The following is an 18,808-nucleotide window of genomic DNA, read 5'->3' on the forward strand; positions in this document are numbered from 1 at the left end:
CGTTTATGTTTTGAGTAGTGCAAAGATGATCAACGAATTTATAAATGAGTTTGAAACCCTTGGTCTTTACTTTGCTCTCGCCGGAATTTTCTTTTTTATAGGTATGGCCATTCAGGACGTCCTAAAGAAAGGAGACGTGCCCAAGTTTGGTCGATACATTGTCTGGTTAGTGCTATTTTTAGGGTGCTCAGGCTTTATCGCCAAGGGCCTGATACAGGTATTTTGGCAAGGTGCGGGTGTTGGTTGATGGCCAAGTCTGAATTAGATAGAACCACTATCGACTTGTTTGAAAATGAAAAGCGCCCTGGTCGGCCTAAGACAAACCCTCTCCCCAGAGAGATGCAGCTAAAGATCAATAAGCGCAATCAGATTAAAAGAGACAGAGCAAGAGGGTTAAAGCGCGTTGAGTTTAAAATTTCTTCTGAGCTATACCAGGCTTTGAGCGATATGGCAGAAGAGCAAAACATCAGTCGTAGCGCGCTGATAGAAACCATTTTGCAAGAAAAATTAGCGATTAATAGATAAAAGGTAAGTAGTTAATGTCAAGCGTAGGTATTTTTTTCGGCAGTGACACGGGTAACACCGAACACGTTGCAAAAATGATCCAAAAAGAATTGGGCAAAAAATTAGTCGATGTGAAAGACATTGCCAAGAGCAGCAAAGCAGATATCGAAGAGTTCGATTTGCTTCTTTTTGGTATCCCTACTTGGTACTACGGTGAAGCACAGTGTGACTGGGATGACTTTTTCCCTGAGCTGGAAGAAATTAGCTTTGAGGGTAAGCTGGTAGCCATTTTTGGTTGTGGCGACCAGGAAGACTATGCCGAGTACTTCTTAGACGCAATGGGGATGGTGAATGACATTGTCACTGAGCGCGGTGCAATCGTGATTGGTAACTGGTCAACAGAAGGTTACGACTTCGAAGCATCAAAGGCCTTGATAGACGATGGCCACTTTGTTGGTCTCGGCATCGATGAAGACCGTCAGCCCGAATTAACCGAAGAGCGTGTTAAAAAGTGGTCTGCTCAGGTATATGAAGAAATGTGCCTAAGCGAGTTGGAAGACTAATTCAACCCTATTGCGGGTTAGTATCCCAAGCGCACTATTTTTAAGTCTGTGTCGTGCTAGACTTAAGTAGTAACTGAAATTAGACAAATTGAGACAGATTAATGACTGATCACAACTTAGAGCTAAAAAAAGCGGGTTTAAAGGTTACCCTGCCACGTATTAAGATCTTAGAGATCTTGCAGTGTCCTGATAACCAGCACATCAGTGCCGAAGACGTATACAAAATCCTGCTGGATAAAGGCGAAGAAATCGGTCTTGCTACCGTATACCGCGTCTTAAACCAGTTTGACGACGCCGGCATTGTGACTCGTCACCACTTTGAAGGTGGTAAGTCTGTATTTGAATTGTCAGGCAGTACACACCATGACCACCTGGTATGCTTAAAGTGTGGTAAAGTCGTTGAGTTTGAAGATGATGTGATCGAAACGCGTCAGGAAGAAATAGCCAAAGACAACGGCATTAAGCTGACCAACCACTCTCTTTACCTGTACGGTGAGTGCAGCGACGTGGAAGCGTGTAAAAAATACGCTGAAGAAAACGGTAATTAATACCAACTACATTAATACATAGAGCCAATGCGATGAATTTTGGCTACTTAATTATATAGATTGGTATAGTTCACTTTTTTCGATTGAAAGGGCCGACAATTGTCGGCCTTTTTTGTGTTTTGTGAACATATCGGGGATAGCTATATATTTTCGGATATGACCCCAAAAGCTGCATTTACTTTATGTAGATCTCTCGTTTCGCACTAATATTTCCTAAAATAAAGCGCCGGAAAATTTGGGTTAAGGATTTTGTCTTCTATAATTTCCCCATCCGATAATTGATTATTTGCCGTATCTATTAGTGACTGGTGAATACCATTCACTGTCACTGCGACTGTGACTTCTTTGCCTGATGCCCCCACATTTGAGCAATACTTGATACGTGCACTATCATTTACATCTCGCCATGCACATTGCAGTAAAGTTTCTTCGAACCCCTCTACTATACGCTGAGCCGGATAAGGTCTAAAGTACACTGGGCCTACGTCACACGCATTGGAAGCGGGTTTATTGTCGATGACCGCTACTCCACCAGAGAAATAATTAAGTACAAAGTCGTTAAAGATCATGACACAACTTGAAGAGTTAGCAGCCTGCATTTTAATCGCAATAGGCATATTCAGTGGATGTCCATCAATATCATCACACTGAAGTTTTTGGTTACTGTTTGCGTCATTTTTCCAACGACAATTCAGGCGTTTTTCTTCAAGCCCATCAACTATGCGACGCGCAGGTGCAGGCTCAAAAGAAACAGCGTGTCCCCAACAGGAAGACTTTTCACCTTCGACTTTAATCGCTCCTTTAAGCTCAGTCCGGTAACCATCAAGCCAGTTTATGCTACAAATATCATAGCTGGAAATATCCACTCTGTTGGCTACCAATACATCTGGTAAGTTAGCATCCAATGGATTAGTACACATTTTGTTTTCCCATGTAGCTGCTTCACTTTGATTATCAAGCTGCCAATAGCAAGACATGAGCGAGCTGTCCTGTGCATTTGCAGTGGCCATAGAGCTACACGCAATAATTGATGATAATTTTATTAGTGCTTTTATTTGACTTCTCATACTGAACTTCCTTTCTGATAATTGAGTGTGTAATGCCATCCAAAGGCAAGCGAACATTAGCACTTTCATAATAATAAAAAAGACCTAATTACAATTACTTACAATCATTTACCTGTCACCACAAAAACTCGCTTTGCGCTACAAAATACAAAGCCTTACCAATCGTACATTCATTACTGGTACATATTGAAAGGTGTCCACATAAAGCAGTATCAGCGATAAGCATGCGTTGCTCTGAACTACTCGGCTTGTCATCGCTGGAGACATCCGTAAGTGTCACCTTAACGCTCCTTGAACGCCGGGTTTGAACGAATACCAGTACTCAGTACTGTGGTAAAAAGCGACCATACGAATTCATATTAAGGCAATAAAAATGCATCAACCCTGGGTTGTCCTGGGAGCAATAACTCGATGAAGGTAGCAACTTATGGTGCGACCATCAAAGTGTTTTGCGCTGAGAGAATTCTTGTGTAGTTACTGTATTTGAGACAGGCTCCCAAGTAATGTGTTATCGCAGTGTAATATTACACCGCTTCCTTCCTTGCTAGGTTTAAGTGTACCAGGTTACGAAAAAGCCTAAGGCCAAAGTCATTAATGGGCGATTCACAAAGTTTGGCCAACCGTGACTTGTTTGATTTATCTCGTAATACCAACAAACCTGAATATCATTAAAAATCCCTTGGCAGGGAACTATCTAAGGAGCTAGACATGGTTACGAAAGACGAAATGATACTTGTGAAAGAAGATGCAGTAATATTATCTTCTTTCAAACGTGATGGTGAAAATGTTGCCGGATACATATCTCAGGCTTTGGCCGCACGATTGGAAAAAACAGATACTTATCAAGATTTTAATTTCCCTATCGATGACGTTAGTTATCTGTTGGATAAACCGGACAGAATATCAGTTAGCAGTAAAACAGCCTCCTCCGGTTTTGGAGAAATCCAATTCAAACTTAAAGAGAGAAGCCTACCGCTGCCCTATTCGAACAGCCTATACAGAAAAACCATTCCGTTTTATCGTTCAGTTGTTGGGACTTTCGAAGAGATCATGTTTCAACGGTTATCTGATACCCTGGACAATCTGCAGCACGAGTTAAATGATGCCAGCATAAAAACCAATGTTTCCATCGAACAGGTAGACAGCCAGGTTGACAGTTTGAAAGAGTTAAAAGGTAGAGGCACAAATCTACGTCCGGACAACGACAAAAGAAACGACAAGGCACAAAATAAGCTCAATGAGCTAAAGGGTAAACTGAATACCATCGTCAGTGAAATTTCAAATTACCGAGCAGACCTGCAGGACGTCAAAGATATCGCCGACGTACTTAAACGTTGGTCTAACTCGCTCAATGAGTCACCTTTCGTGTCGATAAGTTCGGACATCACAGTCAACCTGAAAGATTTCAATTCCGGCTCCAGCACGATTTCAGATATTGGAGCTGTGTCAGGGCTGCTCGGTGTATTTGGGTTGAGTCTTGCCGGTGGAATGGCATATTTTGGCGCAGCTGGTGGAGTGGCCGTTGCACTTGCACCGGTGATTGCCGTCGTAGGTGCAATTTTGGCTGTCGTTGGCGGCGTCCTGTTGATAATTAATGAAATTGATAAAGCTAACAAAATAAAAGAGCATTATGAAAAGGTTGAAAAAGATGCAGGAGAAGGCGTAACCAAAGCCAATGGGGTGATTAGTCAGCTGCAGCAAGCCAGAACAGCCGTGAAAGACATTTTTGACAAAATTGAACCTATTGTAAAAGAACTCAGAGATCCAGGATCATCAGACGTTATCTCCAGGTCAGATATCTACAATACTCTGAAAGGATTTGCAGACAAAAGTACGGAGTTTTCAACAGGTGCAAAAGCTATGCAGACGTATATCAATAGGGGCTTGTCAGCACCAGATGCAGCGCAAAAAGCCAGTATATTGATAAATCTTGATATATCTGATGATCCAACAATGGGCGATGACGACACCAAACATGACGAATTGGTATTGTTATTGGGCTATTACATCAGCAATGATGATATTGATGCCATCACCGACTACTTCAAGCTTCACAAAGAAAATATAAAAGAATTGAGAGAAGTGCTGATTGTTACCCTGCTGCTCAACTCAAATTCTCCCTCGCAAGTACAGAGTAAACTTAATGCAATCGATGACTCGCTGAATGTGACTTTGGCAGATATCGAAGATATCAAAGAGAAAAACTCTAACCTACTGTTCTTTGCAAATGCTGCATAGTAGTCATTTTCACAAACAGCATTAAGCTTTACAACTCAGACTCAACCTGACAGTTGCCCATTTTTCAATCGGTGACTGTCACTCGGTTCTGTCTATGACATAGGACCAGCCCGAAGCGGCCTTAATCATACACATAGGGACAACGCACACACCGGAATATACAATGATAGTATTTGGTATCGGTTAAACTTTCTTGTTTCTTCGTTACTGTTGGCACAGTGTATTATTTTCTTTGAGCGTATTCTAAAGCGTGGATGGCGACGTAAAATTACGCCGTTTTCAGGTCAGTGTCGCTTGTTTTACTTCAGTGCCACCTGCTCTCTCTTGTTTTCTATTCACCGAGCTAAGGACTTGCGAATTTTTTAAAATTTCTCCCTTTCTGGTTAAATAATAGTATAAGATTATCGCATCTTGAGAGGCCGATAGCTCACCGTAATTTTTGTGAACTATTGCCCCTTCTGGAACTCGTAATGGCGCTATTTTTCTACTTGCATCTAATTCATCTACTTCTGTTATTTCTTTGAAAAACTCTTCTTTTGATATATGGTCTTTCTTATCTTCAGGTAATAAAGAATACAATCTATCAACTCTAGTACCCATATCTGCATTTAAATAGAACTTAATATCTGCATTTGGAAATACAACAGTTCCGGAATCTCGCCCTTCGACTATAACGTCACTGACTCTGGCCATATCGCGCTGTTTCTTTACCAACTCCGCTCTGACACCTGCATTTAAGGCAACTTTGGATGTCAGAGGTAAAATAGAAGGTGATTCAATTGAATCGGTAATATCATAACCATTCAATTTAGTTCGATATACGCCATTTACAATAGTAAATTCAAAGTTTGCAGCTTTGCATAAAGCAACTAAGCATGGGTCATCTAGAGAAATTTTATTATCCATTATATAATAAGCGATTCCCCTAAACATATTTCCACTGAGAATACACTTGAAATTAGTCAGTTTCGAAAGTTCTATCGCAACCGTCGTTTTCCCTGAACCTGCTGGCCCATCTATTGTCACAATCATAACATTCCCTTTTATCAGTTTCTAATCAATCAAGAACTTTATCCTGCTTTCAATAACTGTAGATATATAATCTTCATCACGTTCTATTTTAAGCAACTTCCTTGCCCCTAACTCACGTCTCTTTGCGCTATAAAAAACATCGTCAAAAGTCTGAATTGCGTTTGATACAATCACCTGATTATTATCATACACGGTTTGACTATATCCTTTCCCTGTTGTAACACGAATAGATTTTATCAATAGACTACTTCCCAATATAAAATGTCCATCCAAGCGATTGTGAGTATCTATAGTGAAATTTAAATTGCTATATTTTTCAGACAGCAGACTTATGTTTTGACATAAATTTGAAACTCTTAAAGCTAACTCTTCCTCCGCATACCCCCACTGTTCATAAATATATGGCAAATCAAGACTAGCACATATTTTCACCTCAAAACCCTGTTTAATAAAAAGTTCTATATATTCCTTTTCTAATTTTAGTAGCTCTTCATACGATGGAGAACGATTAGACTTAGACTCTAATATTGATAGAGAGGTAAAAAGTCCATACATACGAATAACTTGCTTTTCACCACTCTGCTTGGACATATAAAGTAACTTATCAAAAATCGTAATATTATTTTCAGCTCTTTCATGAGTCCCTTCTACCACTGACTTTTCGTCGATCAAGGGTAAAATAGAACTAGGAATTGAAACACTATCAGACTCACCATTATCGAGATAGGATATTATATTTGGTGAGTTTATTCTATTGTTAGTAATCTTGGTATTGATATTATTCGATAAATCAACCTTATCATACCTACGTAAAGCCCCAAGAATCCTTTTGAAAAAACTCATGAGATATCATTGCCATTGATAGTTGTATTCTCATTTCCGGTTATTTCAACCTTGCCTTTTATACTATTTTTCGATATTATCGACTCTATATTTTTTGAAATTTTTGTGGATCGTTTGTTTTTCTTTAAAAACATAACTACTAGCGAAATTAGGAACACCCCTAACCCAGAAAAAAACCATTCATAATTATTTAAAAACCATTCCATGTTGACCTCCACATTTACCTGAGACGCACCAACACCCCGCCAAGCAATAACGTCGCTAACAGAAGCAAAACCTTTCGGTATGACCGCTCCTGATGTCGCAGACCTCATCACACTCGTTCACTTATTACTCTAAATAACAACAACCTAGCACCAATTCACCTGCAGCTCAAGTTTTAACCACCTTTACAAAAATCGCCCCGCTATCACGGCGATTCTGGGGCTCTCGTTATGAGAAAACCACTAACTTATTGAATTTAATTAACTTAAAGGTAAATTGGTTGACGCGAAGTATTCAAAACAGGGGAAGTAGAGTGATTTGACCGCACATATCGCCTCATCACTTGTGTATGAAAGTAGCTAAAACTCGGTAATTTCAGTAGTGTTTGGCGAGCCCCCTCAACGCTCAAGCGCTTTTTCAATCGCAGCGAGCAGTTTCTCGGGTTCATTGGTGCCTAAGCTCACGGTCGTGCCGTCTTTTAGTTTAAGTTCTACGGCGTGTGAACCGGAAACATTATATAACCAGCCGGTAGACATCAGACGAATACCTAATCCGTAATACCATTTGGTTGTGATGACGCTGGCTGATTCAATTTGGCTGTGATCGAGTGATTTACGCCAGAAGCCGGGACCGAAAAACCAGCGGATCTGGCCTTCGCCTATTTTGATTGTCAGTGAGCTAAACAAAATAGCAATGATCCCTACAACCACAAAGGCAAATTCAATCGGCTCTTCGGGTTTAGTCATGCTGCCGTAGGCTAAGACCAATGCGGATGTGCCCATCACCACTAATATGGCGGTACCAATCTGGGTGTGCTTATAGTCCATTTTGCTTTCTCCTTACGGTTTTTCTTAACGGCGTCCCCTGAGCCAACTCTTTTGTACAACGCTTGAATGATCAAGGGTCAAGCCTAATAGCTCGGCCTGCCCTTCAGTTTAGCCTATATTCAGCAGCGATATCCGTTTACAGACACCGGGCATGAATAGTTTGGATCTGAGATCGGACCGCACCCCATCGCGGAAATCGCTCCGCCAATCTGGCGTGTTTTGCAAGTGTTCAGGGCCGCCTGATCAGACAGGATTTTGACCTTCTTCTTGTTGAGTACTAGTTTCATTATTTTTCACCTTTACATGATTGCACCAATATTGGTAACACTCAGTGTGTTTATGTTTTGCACAAAAATCAACCACGAAAGGCTGGCGAATAAATATTTCATGGAAACGTCATAATTAACAAGAACGCGCGTTGAGTCGGCTTTTGCGTGCAAGCTGGTCAGGTACCAGCTTGCAACTAACACATCAAAGTACGATGCGGCTTGCTTTGGTGAAAGGCGCGATCCCGATTTGTTCAAAGATGGCTTCCGGTTTAAAGACTTGCGTGCCTTTAATCACTAATGAAAGCTTTCTCAGTGCTTTTATATCTTGACCTGGATCGCCGTCAACCAGGATTAGATCCGCCACTTTGCCCTCACTTACAGAGCCAGTCTGGTGTGCGACCCCCATCAGCCTGGCGCTGTCAATGGTGGCCAATTTCAGTACTTCCGCCGCTGGGATCCCAGCCAGAGTATACAACTCAAGTTCCCGAAGTAAGGTAAACCCGGGGACGCTGTCTGTGCCTGCAACCATAGGTACGCCGGCGTCGTAAAGAATCTTGACCATTTTCAGTAAAGCTTCGCCCGAGTTCTGATAGGCACTTTGGTGCTCTTCTTCTACCTGCATCTGCGCCCCTTTCAGACTGCGCACAAAGTTGGGGGGTAAATGTGGTGCAATTTCAGCAAACTCTTGATCAATTTGTTTGTTTTTACTCATGAGCAGACTTCTGAAGGTAGATACAGTAGGATCAATCACTACATTTTTATCTGCAAGCAGCTTGATAAATACGCCCATTTGCTCGCTTGTCATCGGCATGTCTGCGGCTTTTTCACCAATCAGAGAGAAGCGTTGCTTGGTGCGTGTATCAACTTCTTCACCTGCCAGAAAGTTCAAAAACAACATGTTGATATGCTGGATCTCGTTGTACCCGGCATGTACAGCCTGCTCTGCCGTCATAAAAGCCGGAATGTGACCACTAAGACGCAGGCCTCGACTGTGCGCCCGCTCAGCAATCGGTTTAACCCATTTAGGGTCAATCGACGAATAAAGCTTGATCTGGACATAACCATTGTCGGCAAAAAAATCTACCATCTCGAGCGCCTCAGTCAGGGTCTTAACACTTAAACCCGCTGAGTTTTCACTGTATTGATCCATAAACCCGGCACGATATACGCGCGTCCCGAGCACTTTGCCCGTATCAAACAAAGATTGGATCTCCATCAGGTTTTGGTGTTCATTACCCATGTCTCGTACGCTGGTTACGCCAGTTGCAATATTCAGGATCCCGGTGTTTTTACTTAAATGACCATGCATATCCCACAGGCCCGGGATAAGGGTCTTTCCCTGACCATTCACTGTTGCCACTTGTTTATTGAGTTTAATCGTCGGCGCAACCTGAACTATTTTGCCTTGCTCAATTAACACTTGCTGACCTTTGAGCATCGTGCCTGTATCTACGTCAAATACGTTCACCTTGTCTAGTAACAACCTTGGATGATACTCAGTAAGCTGCTCAGCCAGATCTTCCAGATATGCCTGCTCCGCCTCGAGTTGACGGGCTTTTAGCTGCTCAAATTGCGCTTTACTAAAACCATCCCGGATCACATACATACCACCCCAACTCTGCGCAAAGTAGTTACCAGCTTGGTCATACCACGCAAAATCCGGCGTCATGCTTAACCCTGACTTGGCATACAAATGGACTTGCTCATTACCCAGCTGAACCGTATCCAGCTTAGTGAAGGTTACTTTTCCGTGAGGTAACACATCTGTCTTGTGCAGATCATTTTTGATCATATAACGAGTCAATGCGTTTTCTATGGCCAAGGTGCTGTTTTTGGGCACATAGAATTGAGGGTCGTTAACCCTGGTGCTGCCCTGTTCATCATCATTGCGCCACTTAGCGTGGCCACTTTCCCACATATAGGACTCTTTGATCTTCGCACCAAAAGCCGACTGACCCCGGGTTTCAAACGCCAATATCCGGCCCTGTTCGTCGAGCTTGAGCGATTCATTCAGAATAATTCGCCGGTTGTTCCAGCCAAATCGTGCCTCTGACGTATAAGTCCGGTTATCAGCTTGCGTCTGGCTCATAGTACCTGCCAGCCCCTTTTCGGAGTAAATGTTATTAACTATGGTTTCGGCCAGTGCTGTGGGTAGGTAAATGGCTGATAGAAATGTGGTTGCAGCCAGCAGATGCCCTGCCGCAAAGCTCCTTTTGTTGTGCTGTTTCACTGTGTTTTCCTTAAATATTATTATAATCAAGGATATTTATATCATATGCGGCTAGGAATTTTTAAAACTGTTATAAATTAACTGATTGATTAATAGAAAGAAGGTGTTTTTGTACGCTCAAATGTCTGCTCTCTGACAGATGCACATGGTGAATTAATGTTAGGGTGAGAGCGTCGGGCGAGCCCTTTGAGATGCCAGGTATGTCAAAACCCTTTGCTTCAGAGTAATAGTAATCCGCAGATTGATAAAAAATACAAATGTTAAATCAGTTTCATACGGTATGCTCTGCCCGTACTCAGACATAAAACACCGCTTTGATCATTGTAACGACCCAGCGAAAGTGGTTAACGCTAGCGCCAGGTCGCGAAATGGCTAGCGCTTCACTTTGCCTGTATATAGCTGCTAAGCTGATCAACATGCTGGCGTGTTTCATCAATCAGGCCACCAATTTCTCCAGCCGATTCCGTGGTGCGCATCGCCAGACTCCTGACTTCATCCGCAACCACTGCAAACCCTCTGCCCGCATCACCCGCTCTCGCCGACTCTATGGCCGCGTTAAGCGCGAGTAAATTGGTCTGATCGGAGATACTATTTATGGTGTTGATAATCGTGCTGATCTTTGACAGTACCTGTGCCATTGCATGATGCGTTTCAGTCAGTACTGCATTACGCTCAGACACATCCGTGCCGTAAAGCAGAATTTTATTCAGCTTACCATCTTCATCTAATACAGGGGAAATTGCCGCATCTATCTGCACTTCACTCAAGCCCTTCGGCAAGGCTAGCTGGGTTTTTACAAACTGGCCGGTGCGGATCGACTGCCATTGTTCGTCACTCAGGTAACTCGATAAAGTCTTGAGCATTTTTTGTACGGCGTGTTTATCGGTGGCACCGAGCGCACTGAGACCCATTGGGTTAATCAACGTCAGCTCTCCCAGAGGGTCAAACTCCAGCACAATATTCGCTTCACCTATGGCTTTAAGACGCACGTCATTTTCCAGTGCCACACGCTTAGTGCTGTCTACATTCGCCTGAATGGAAACAAAGCGTATCAGGTTTCCCCGCTCGTCAAAAACCGGGTTAATGGCCAGGCTAATCCAATAGGGCTCGCCCTCTTTGGTATAATTCAGAATCTCCTCATAAAACGGCGTTCGCTGTTCCAGGTTTTTTCTGATGCGCTTTTTGGTATCTGACGACGTATGTTTGCCCTGTAAGACATGTCCGGGCTTTTTCCCCAGCACTTCATGTTGTTCAAAGCCGGAGAGCTTTGTAAAACCAGGATTAACGTATTCGATGAGACCGACTGCGTCTGTAATGATCACTGAGTTATCGGTTTCATTAGCGACCAGTGAAAGTAATGCTATCTGGTCGCGCTGCGCTTTTTCTTCCGTAATATCTTTCACAAATGCCGTGTAGGCAATTTTCCCGGCCACGTTTACTTTCGACAACGACAGATTGGCCCACAGCACCTGACCATCGCTGCGTTCAATTTCCACATCCCGGGACGTACCGACGATTTTGTCTTCGCCGGTCCTGCGATTGCGATTGACCATTTCATCATGGTTGCCCTGAATGACTTTGGGCACCAGCATTTTAACGTTGTGGCCTATCACCTCTTCACGCTGATAGCCCCACAATCGCTCCGCTGCGGGATTAAAAAACGTCACTATGTTGTTGTGGTCAATAGATACAACGGCATCAATACATTGCTCCAGGGTCTGGTCAATGCGCTCCTGAGCTTCTTTTTGCACCGTAATGTCTTTGATAAATGCAGTATAATGAATGCCATCAGACTGGCGCACCTTAGACAATGACAGGCTGCACCACTTTTTATCGCCGCTGCGGGTTTCAATCTGAATATCCCGGGCCGTACCAACGATCTTATCTGGCCCGCCATTACGATTAGCATTAACATACTGATCATGGTTGGTCGCAAATTCGCGCGGCACCAGCATTTTAACGTTTTTTCCGAGCACTTGTGTTTTACCGTAACCAAACAGTTTTTCAGCTGCCGCATTCATATAAGTAACATTGTTTTTGGTGTCGATACTGATCACGGCATCAATCGCCTGATCAAGGATCGCACGTGTATTATCCGACTTTCCAAAAAAGAGTGACTGGATCATCAATTAACCTCTGAGCAAAGGTGAAAGCACGCCGCTATCACATGAATGCACCATGCAGATAAACATACCTGCATTACACTGCAGTTAATTAAACGTAGACCGAGTTATTGAAAAGTGTCAATTACAAACACACTTAAATAATGCGCTATTTCGTCAGTAAAACAGGGCAAACGAATATACAGACAAGCTGCCATTATGGCTCCTGAAATGTTTAGCTAGGAGAGAATAGGGATCTGGAACTGCATGGTGATCCCGCCGTAGTGTTCTGTATCTATGTCTTCAATCGACTCAATAAAGTAACCCTGAGGATCTATCTCGTGCCCGGCGGCTTGCGCTTTATCAAACAGGGTGCTGAGCACCTGACTGTAGGCCACATCCGACAGTAGATACGCACGACAACAAAAATACCGGCCTCCCTGAATGATCAGCTCATGAGCCTCAGTTCGGCCCACCACTTTTCCTATCTGAGTGTTAATAACTGACCAGCTTTTCTCCAGTTCCGAAACATGCGTGACCCCCAGTAAACCCACGGACTTTTCACCATACTGATCTAAAATTTGCTCCCAGTCAGCGCTCTCACTGGAGATCAATTTGATGTAACGCGCTTCTATTTGTTCAAGCGTGCACGGCAATGCTTCCGCCAGTTGCTTCTCCAGTGAACCAGCCTTACCCGGATGTGCCAGCTTGTCGAGCAGCACAGTGGTTTGCGCCGGGGTTGCCTGTTGACCCATTAAACGCACCGCTTTAGCGGTAAGCCCCAGTTCACGTTTAAGGGCCTTAGCCAATGCTTGTGACGAGGCAAATCCGCACAATTGCGCAATGTCAGTGACAGACAAGGGATCGTGATAGAGCAGATAATACACCGCATGTTGCAGCCGTATGCGACTAAGGTAGCGCCCGGGGGTTTCATTGAACAGCTTGCTAAACTGACGATGAAAATGAAACGCAGAAATGGCGCTTTTTTTAGCTATTTGCTGCCAGCTTAAGCCTGCTTCAAGCTGGTCGTGCATCAGCAATAACGCCTGCTCAAAGCGATTGCGCATGTGCTCGGGTAAAGGCGCAAGCAAAGCAATCTCTGGCACCAGATTAAACGCGGGATCTTGTTTTTCAGACATAGGGGCTCACAGCTGAATCCTGGGCGACAAATATCGCCCAGGCGGTGCCCCAAGTCAACCTGCTGTAACAGCCTCCTGCTGCGACACAGTTATGGGTTTTGCTTTACGGTAAAAAGCCCCCAGCAATACAGGAATTAAAAACAAGGTGATCAGAGTCGCAAACAGCTCACCAAACACCAGCGAGACCGCCGCGGGTTTGAGGTACTGTACCTGCTCCGATGTACCGAATAACAGCGGCAATAAACCACACACTGTCGTCACTGTGGTCAGAAAAATCGCCCTGAAGCGGGCGGTCCCTGCAACTAATAAAGCGTGTCCGGGCTCAGTGCCTTTGCGGTATTCACTGTTAAACCGGGTCATCAACACCAGCGCATCATTCACCACAATCCCCGTCATGGCCATCATGCCAAACAGCGACAATAAACTGACCGGTAAGTCCATCACGGCATGGCCAAAAATGGCACCGGCAAAGCCAAATGGGATCACGGCCATGATGATCAGCGGCTGCCAGTAGGACTTTAACGGGATCGCCAGCAACACGTATATCAGCATCAGGGTCAGAATAAGCGCCCCTTTAAAGCCTTTGCTGACCTCTTCGATTTCTTCATACTCACCAGCCGGCTTAATGCTGACGTCCGGATACAGGGCATTTAATTGCTCAATCTCCCTTGCCAGGAGTGCCAGAGTTTGCTCCGGCGACCCTGCGGTGCGATCCTGAGACCAATAGAGGTTGATCACTCGCGCGCGCTCCCGCCGTTGCAGTGTCTGAGGTTCATATTCGTCATTCAGCTCGGCCACATCCCCAAGCGCCACGCTCTGCCCGTCATTGAGCATAACCCGCATGTCGAGCAATTCATGTTCAGTACGCACAGCGTGCGGGGCGAAACGCAGCACGACTTTTAGCTCCCGGGCCTGATAGAGCAATCGGTGAACTTCGCGCTCACCCAGGGCATTGGCAACCAGCTGCGCCAGGTGTGCCTGAGTCAGCCCCAGCTGACGACCAAATGCATTCAGCCTGACGCGAATTTGCCGCTGTTCAGCCTGATGATCGTCGCGCACATCTTCAACCCCAGGCAATCCTGCCAGCTTGCTGCTAAGTCTGGCACTCACCTGCTTGGCCTGCTGCGCATCAGCGGCTGAAATCGCCAAAAATGTCCCGCCCGCCGGAGGCTCGGCGGCACTAAAGTGCTGTGCATAGCTGCCTTCTATCAAGCCGGTTTGCGCACGCCAGGCATCACTGAGTGTATTTGCCGGTAAGACATTTAAGGCCTCGGATGTGAGCTCGGCAGTCACCTCAATGTCGCCATGGCCGTTAGACCAGGCCAGGACATTGTTCATCGGTGCCGTGCTCAGACCATATTCAGCTTGCAAGGCCTGGTTAGTCTTTTGTGCACTCAGCTCAAGCTGGCTTAAGGCACGCGCCTGCAAACCTAATGGCGCGCCCTCTTCCAGCGTCACTTTGGCGGTCACATAGCGCCCCGGAATTTCCGGGAACAAAGTACTGCGAATTGCGCCACCAAGCCACAATCCATATGCCAATACAAAGGCCGACACAAACATCACCAGGGTTGATCGCTTATGATTCAGGCTCAATTGCAGTAAAGGTTTATAAACACGCTGAATGAACTGAGTTAACGCCCAGCGCGCCTTATTCTGGATTGTCGCAATTATGCCGCTTCGTGCTCCTTTTTTTGACATTGCGGCCAGGTGGGACGGCAGAATAAATTTACTTTCAACCAGCGAAAAACACAGTGCCAGAATAACCACCGCCGAAAACCCCGCAAACAACTTGGCCAAGTCGTTATTGATCCACAACATGGGCGAAAACGCCGCAATACTGGTCAGCACACCAAACACGGTGGCAACTGTCACAGACTCTACCCCGGTGTATGCCGCCTGTTTGTAGTTTGCATTACTGGTTTGATGCTCATCGATGGCTTCACCCACCACCACGGCATCATCGACTAAAATGCCCAGCACCAGAATAAAACCAAACAAAGTGATGTCGTTGAGGCTGTAATCAAGCAGCTGCATGCCATATAAAGTGCCACAAATGGCAACCGGGATCCCGGCAGCCACCCAAAATGCCAGCCTGAGATTTAAAAATACCCCCAACAGCAAAATCACTATCAGCAACCCCTGCCAGGCACTGGTGCCGAGTCGTTGCAGCTGCTCTTTGATGTAAGGCGCCATATCTGCCATGGTCGTCAGCTCAATGTCTTCTGCAAGCAAAGGCCTGAGCTTTGCCAGGGTATCGCGAATAGCCGCGCTGACGTCCAGCAGATTATCGCTTTGACTGGTGCTCACCATCAGTGCAATGCCCGGCATGCCATTGTTTCGCACAATGGCGTCACTTTGCTCATAGCCACGTCGCACTGTTGCAATTTCGGCTAAGGTCACTTCACCCGACGGCCCCTGGATCACCGGCAGCGTTTGCAACTCACCCAGCGCACTTAAATAACCGTCGCCACGCAAAGTGATATGGCCGCCCTCGTGTTGCAACTGACCGCTGCGGGTTTCAAGTGACATTTGAGTCATGATGTTGGCCAGTTGCTCTATCGTCATACCATAACGCTGCAAGGCTTCAGGCCTGGGCTCGATAAATAGTCTGGGTTCCCGTGCGCCCCAGTTACTGACTTTAGAAATATCCGGATGCGTTTTCAGGGCCAGCTCCACCCGCCTGGCAACCTGCTGCAATGCGTCATCGCTGCGCGGCGCCGAGACAATCACAAAAGCCGCAAGATTCGTAAATTCATCGCGCGTGACGATGGGTTTTTCAGCCTGCACCGGAAAGTGGCTGATCGCATTAACCTGATTACGCACTTCTTCCAGTAGCTTACCCAGATCGGCATCGGGCTTTTTGCGCACGGTAACACTCGACAACCCCGCCTGAGACTGGCTGGTAATTTGTTTGATACCGGCAATTGAGCTGACAGACTCCTCAATGCGCTGGGTAATACTTTCATCTATCTGCCTGGCAGTCCCTCCGGGATAGGCAACGTGAATACTGATGCTCGATGGAGCAATCTGCGGAAAAGACTCTACCCTGAGCTGACCAAACGCCAGCAAACCACCAGCAATAATCATCGCCATCAGCAGGTTGGCAGCCACCGGGTTATCAATAAACCATTTGCTTAGCCAGCTCATAGCGCCCCCTGGTTATCCGCTACCTGCACCGTATCTGGCTGAACGCTGACGCGTTTACCGGCCATCATGGAGCGCAGCGGATAGCGCACCAGCTGCAAGGTATCGGGCTGCTCAACTTTAAGCGAGGCGATCACTTTGTCTCCCTGGACTTCAACCACCTGCACCGGGACCTGACGCAATTGCTGCGCCTCGGTCACTATCCAGATTGTATGGTCCGGGTCGACCGCACTCAGTGGCAGTTTATAGAGGCCTCTGTGCGCAACAAGCTCAAAATGTACGGCTACCTGTTGATTTGGCAGCAGCCGGGTTGCATGCTGATAAGGATCAGACACTGCCAGCACCAGTGTGCGCTGACGGGTCATTGCATTCACCTGAGGTGATAAATAACGAACGAATGCGGGCCATTTTTCGCCTGTTCTGCTAACGACTGTGATTGGTTGTTCACCCAGCGCAGTGCCTACTTTGTTCCAGTCTCGCTGCGACAAGGGCACATGCACGTCAATGCTGTCACTGGCCACCACCTCAAACAGCGTTTGCCCTGCCTCCAGCCATTCACCCGGGCTGATCAGCCGCTGCGTGATAACGGCATCAAAGGGCGCGACAATAATGGTATCGTCCAGTAGCTGACGGGCACTTTCTACATTCTGTTGTGCACGTGCCAGCTCAGAGCGTGCAGCGGCCGCATGCGGCTCCATTCTGGCAAAGGCCGAACTGGCACCCGGGCGCATGGTTTTAGCCACTTGCTGCTCATGCAGCTGCTGTTGCAAGTTGAGCTCAGCCTGTTTCAATGTGCTCTGGGCCTGGGCAAGCTGAGATTCAAGTAAACGGGTGTTAAGCCGCGCCAGCACCTGACCTTTTTTAATGTGATTACCCGGCTCCATGTCCGCACCTAAATAGTCTAATCTGGCACTGCTGGTTGCTTTGAGTTGCAACGGCCAGCGGGCCTGCGTGTTGGCCTGTATTGTTAACTTTGGATTAAGCTCGCTGCGCTGCACCGTCAATACCGAAACAGCCGGCGGTTTTACCTCCTCGACCTCTATTGGTGATTCAGATGGCGTCATTAATACGACGGTCACAAGCGCCAGCAGCAAGGAAGTTGCGGCAACGATGGCCGGTTTTCGGGATTTAAACATCATGGATAACCTCCTGGTTCGTCACCGAATCAACAGGCTGATTCAGTCGTTTACTAATTTCACTTAAGCGGGACAGCGTCTGTAACGTGATTGGCAACATGATGGCAGTGTCGACAAATTCCAGTGAGTAGGTCACGATGGAAAACACCTGACCGACACTGATATCAGGGATCAGCTGGACCATCCATAAATTGCTCAGTACCGCAATGAACAGCACCAAAAAAATCAGGCCATACACCCAGGCTTCGGTATCTGACAGGCGGATCTCACAGCGCTTAAGGCGCTCAAAATGCGCACTCACGGCAACCAGTGGTCGATGGCTCAGCACCCACACCTGTTGCTCCAGTTGATCATTCAATTTGCTGTTTAAGTGGGTGAAACGGTCATGAAACAGACCATAAATTAAACACATTAAACCGGCGGCAAAGACTACACTGAACGCCAGGTAGATATGAAAAGCGGCCAGGATCGCCACAGTGGCAATTAGCTGAATAACAGCGGTAAACACCCCCGGCAGATCATTTTCGAGAAAATCGACCAGCTCCCGTGACATCGTCAGGCGCGCATCTTTCACCGATACGGGAGCAGCGCGCAGTTTAAAGGCCAGCATTTCAGCCAGCCGCACCCGCAGGGCGCCAAATACACGAGTATCATAAAAGCGCCTGAGCACACTGACTACAACGAGGGCCAACAGGACGCAGGCAAACCAGGTTAGCGGAGCCATTGCACGTTCAAGTACGCCGTCGATGGCATAACCAATAAATAAAGGCAATAAAATCAGTAAGATATTTTCTAAGATCACCATTGTCCAGGTGAGCAGAATTTTAACTGGGCTGGTGCGAATAATCGCACCAAAAGAAATTGAATTATGGAGGTTCACAACCGGCTCCGCGAGTACTACAAACTGACGGCCAGTGTGACAGAGCGCGGCACTAAAAAAGTGTCCCAGATTGCGCTTTACA

The 18,808-nt window shown here is 46.1% G+C and carries 17 protein-coding genes; 5 read left to right on the forward strand and 12 right to left on the reverse strand.

Annotated features, from left to right (window positions below):
* The first annotated feature begins 25 nt into the window (after positions 1-25).
* The 4 genes from MHN33_RS08275 to fur all read left to right on the forward strand — a co-directional run bounded on the left by MHN33_RS08275 (position 26) and on the right by fur (position 1,615).
* Positions 26-247 carry a DUF2788 domain-containing protein gene (locus tag MHN33_RS08275; protein WP_125559476.1) on the forward strand — a complete coding sequence of 74 codons (222 nt, stop codon included), beginning with the start codon at positions 26-28 and terminating at the stop codon, positions 245-247.
* Positions 247-525: a LexA regulated protein gene (gene ybfE / locus MHN33_RS08280; RefSeq protein WP_010384731.1), complete on the forward strand. Its 279-nt coding sequence runs from the start codon at positions 247-249 to the stop codon at positions 523-525. The genes MHN33_RS08275 and ybfE overlap by 1 nt, the downstream gene beginning before the upstream one ends.
* Before the next feature lie 14 nt (positions 526-539).
* Complete coding sequence (gene fldA / locus MHN33_RS08285; RefSeq protein WP_239397518.1) at positions 540-1,067, forward strand: flavodoxin FldA; 528 nt, start codon at positions 540-542, stop codon at positions 1,065-1,067.
* A gap of 101 nt (positions 1,068-1,168) precedes the next feature.
* Positions 1,169-1,615 (forward strand): ferric iron uptake transcriptional regulator, encoded by a 447-nt coding sequence (gene fur / locus MHN33_RS08290; RefSeq protein ID WP_054015203.1) that lies wholly within the window; start codon positions 1,169-1,171, stop codon positions 1,613-1,615.
* 203 nt (positions 1,616-1,818) lie between these two features.
* Here the strand turns inward: fur and MHN33_RS08295 are convergent, their stop codons facing one another.
* Entirely contained in the window at positions 1,819-2,682 is an 864-nt protein-coding gene (locus MHN33_RS08295; RefSeq protein ID WP_239397519.1) for a hypothetical protein, read from the reverse strand.
* Between the two features lie 115 nt (positions 2,683-2,797).
* Positions 2,798-2,962 (reverse strand): hypothetical protein, encoded by a 165-nt coding sequence (locus MHN33_RS08300; RefSeq protein ID WP_239397520.1) that lies wholly within the window; start codon positions 2,960-2,962, stop codon positions 2,798-2,800.
* Between the two features lie 428 nt (positions 2,963-3,390).
* On the opposite strand from MHN33_RS08300, the gene MHN33_RS08305 reads away from it, so the two are divergent.
* Positions 3,391-4,920: a hypothetical protein gene (locus MHN33_RS08305; RefSeq protein WP_239397521.1), complete on the forward strand. Its 1,530-nt coding sequence runs from the start codon at positions 3,391-3,393 to the stop codon at positions 4,918-4,920.
* A gap of 279 nt (positions 4,921-5,199) precedes the next feature.
* Here the strand turns inward: MHN33_RS08305 and cmk are convergent, their stop codons facing one another.
* The 10 genes from cmk to MHN33_RS08355 form a co-directional block, all read right to left on the reverse strand.
* Positions 5,200-5,952, reverse strand: a complete 753-nt coding sequence (cmk, locus tag MHN33_RS08310) for a (d)CMP kinase (protein WP_239397522.1) — start codon at positions 5,950-5,952, stop codon at positions 5,200-5,202.
* 21 nt (positions 5,953-5,973) lie between these two features.
* The gene (locus MHN33_RS08315) at positions 5,974-6,795 is read right to left on the reverse strand and encodes a hypothetical protein (protein ID WP_239397523.1); all 822 of its coding nucleotides are present in this window, start codon (positions 6,793-6,795) and stop codon (positions 5,974-5,976) included.
* Positions 6,792-7,001 (reverse strand): hypothetical protein, encoded by a 210-nt coding sequence (locus tag MHN33_RS08320; RefSeq protein WP_239397524.1) that lies wholly within the window; start codon positions 6,999-7,001, stop codon positions 6,792-6,794. Before MHN33_RS08320 ends, MHN33_RS08315 begins: the two co-directional genes overlap by 4 nt.
* A gap of 396 nt (positions 7,002-7,397) precedes the next feature.
* Positions 7,398-7,826 (reverse strand): hypothetical protein, encoded by a 429-nt coding sequence (locus MHN33_RS08325; RefSeq protein ID WP_239397525.1) that lies wholly within the window; start codon positions 7,824-7,826, stop codon positions 7,398-7,400.
* 471 nt (positions 7,827-8,297) lie between these two features.
* Entirely contained in the window at positions 8,298-10,325 is a 2,028-nt protein-coding gene (locus MHN33_RS08330; RefSeq protein WP_239397526.1) for an amidohydrolase family protein, read from the reverse strand.
* 380 nt (positions 10,326-10,705) lie between these two features.
* On the reverse strand, positions 10,706-12,451 hold the full coding sequence (locus MHN33_RS08335; protein WP_239397527.1) for a PAS domain S-box protein: 1,746 nt from the start codon (positions 12,449-12,451) through the stop codon (positions 10,706-10,708).
* A 215-nt stretch (positions 12,452-12,666) separates the two neighbouring features.
* Positions 12,667-13,566 carry a helix-turn-helix transcriptional regulator gene (locus tag MHN33_RS08340; protein ID WP_239397528.1) on the reverse strand — a complete coding sequence of 300 codons (900 nt, stop codon included), beginning with the start codon at positions 13,564-13,566 and terminating at the stop codon, positions 12,667-12,669.
* Between the two features lie 54 nt (positions 13,567-13,620).
* Positions 13,621-16,713 carry an efflux RND transporter permease subunit gene (locus MHN33_RS08345; protein ID WP_239397529.1) on the reverse strand — a complete coding sequence of 1,031 codons (3,093 nt, stop codon included), beginning with the start codon at positions 16,711-16,713 and terminating at the stop codon, positions 13,621-13,623.
* Positions 16,710-17,849 (reverse strand): efflux RND transporter periplasmic adaptor subunit, encoded by a 1,140-nt coding sequence (locus MHN33_RS08350; protein WP_239397530.1) that lies wholly within the window; start codon positions 17,847-17,849, stop codon positions 16,710-16,712. Before MHN33_RS08350 ends, MHN33_RS08345 begins: the two co-directional genes overlap by 4 nt.
* Positions 17,839-18,726, reverse strand: a complete 888-nt coding sequence (locus MHN33_RS08355; RefSeq protein ID WP_239397531.1) for an ABC transporter six-transmembrane domain-containing protein — start codon at positions 18,724-18,726, stop codon at positions 17,839-17,841. The genes MHN33_RS08350 and MHN33_RS08355 overlap by 11 nt, the downstream gene beginning before the upstream one ends.
* Between the last annotated feature and the right edge of the window lie 82 nt (positions 18,727-18,808).

The organism is Pseudoalteromonas sp. OOF1S-7, assembly GCF_022347765.1.
Classification (GTDB): Bacteria; Pseudomonadota; Gammaproteobacteria; order Enterobacterales; family Alteromonadaceae; genus Pseudoalteromonas.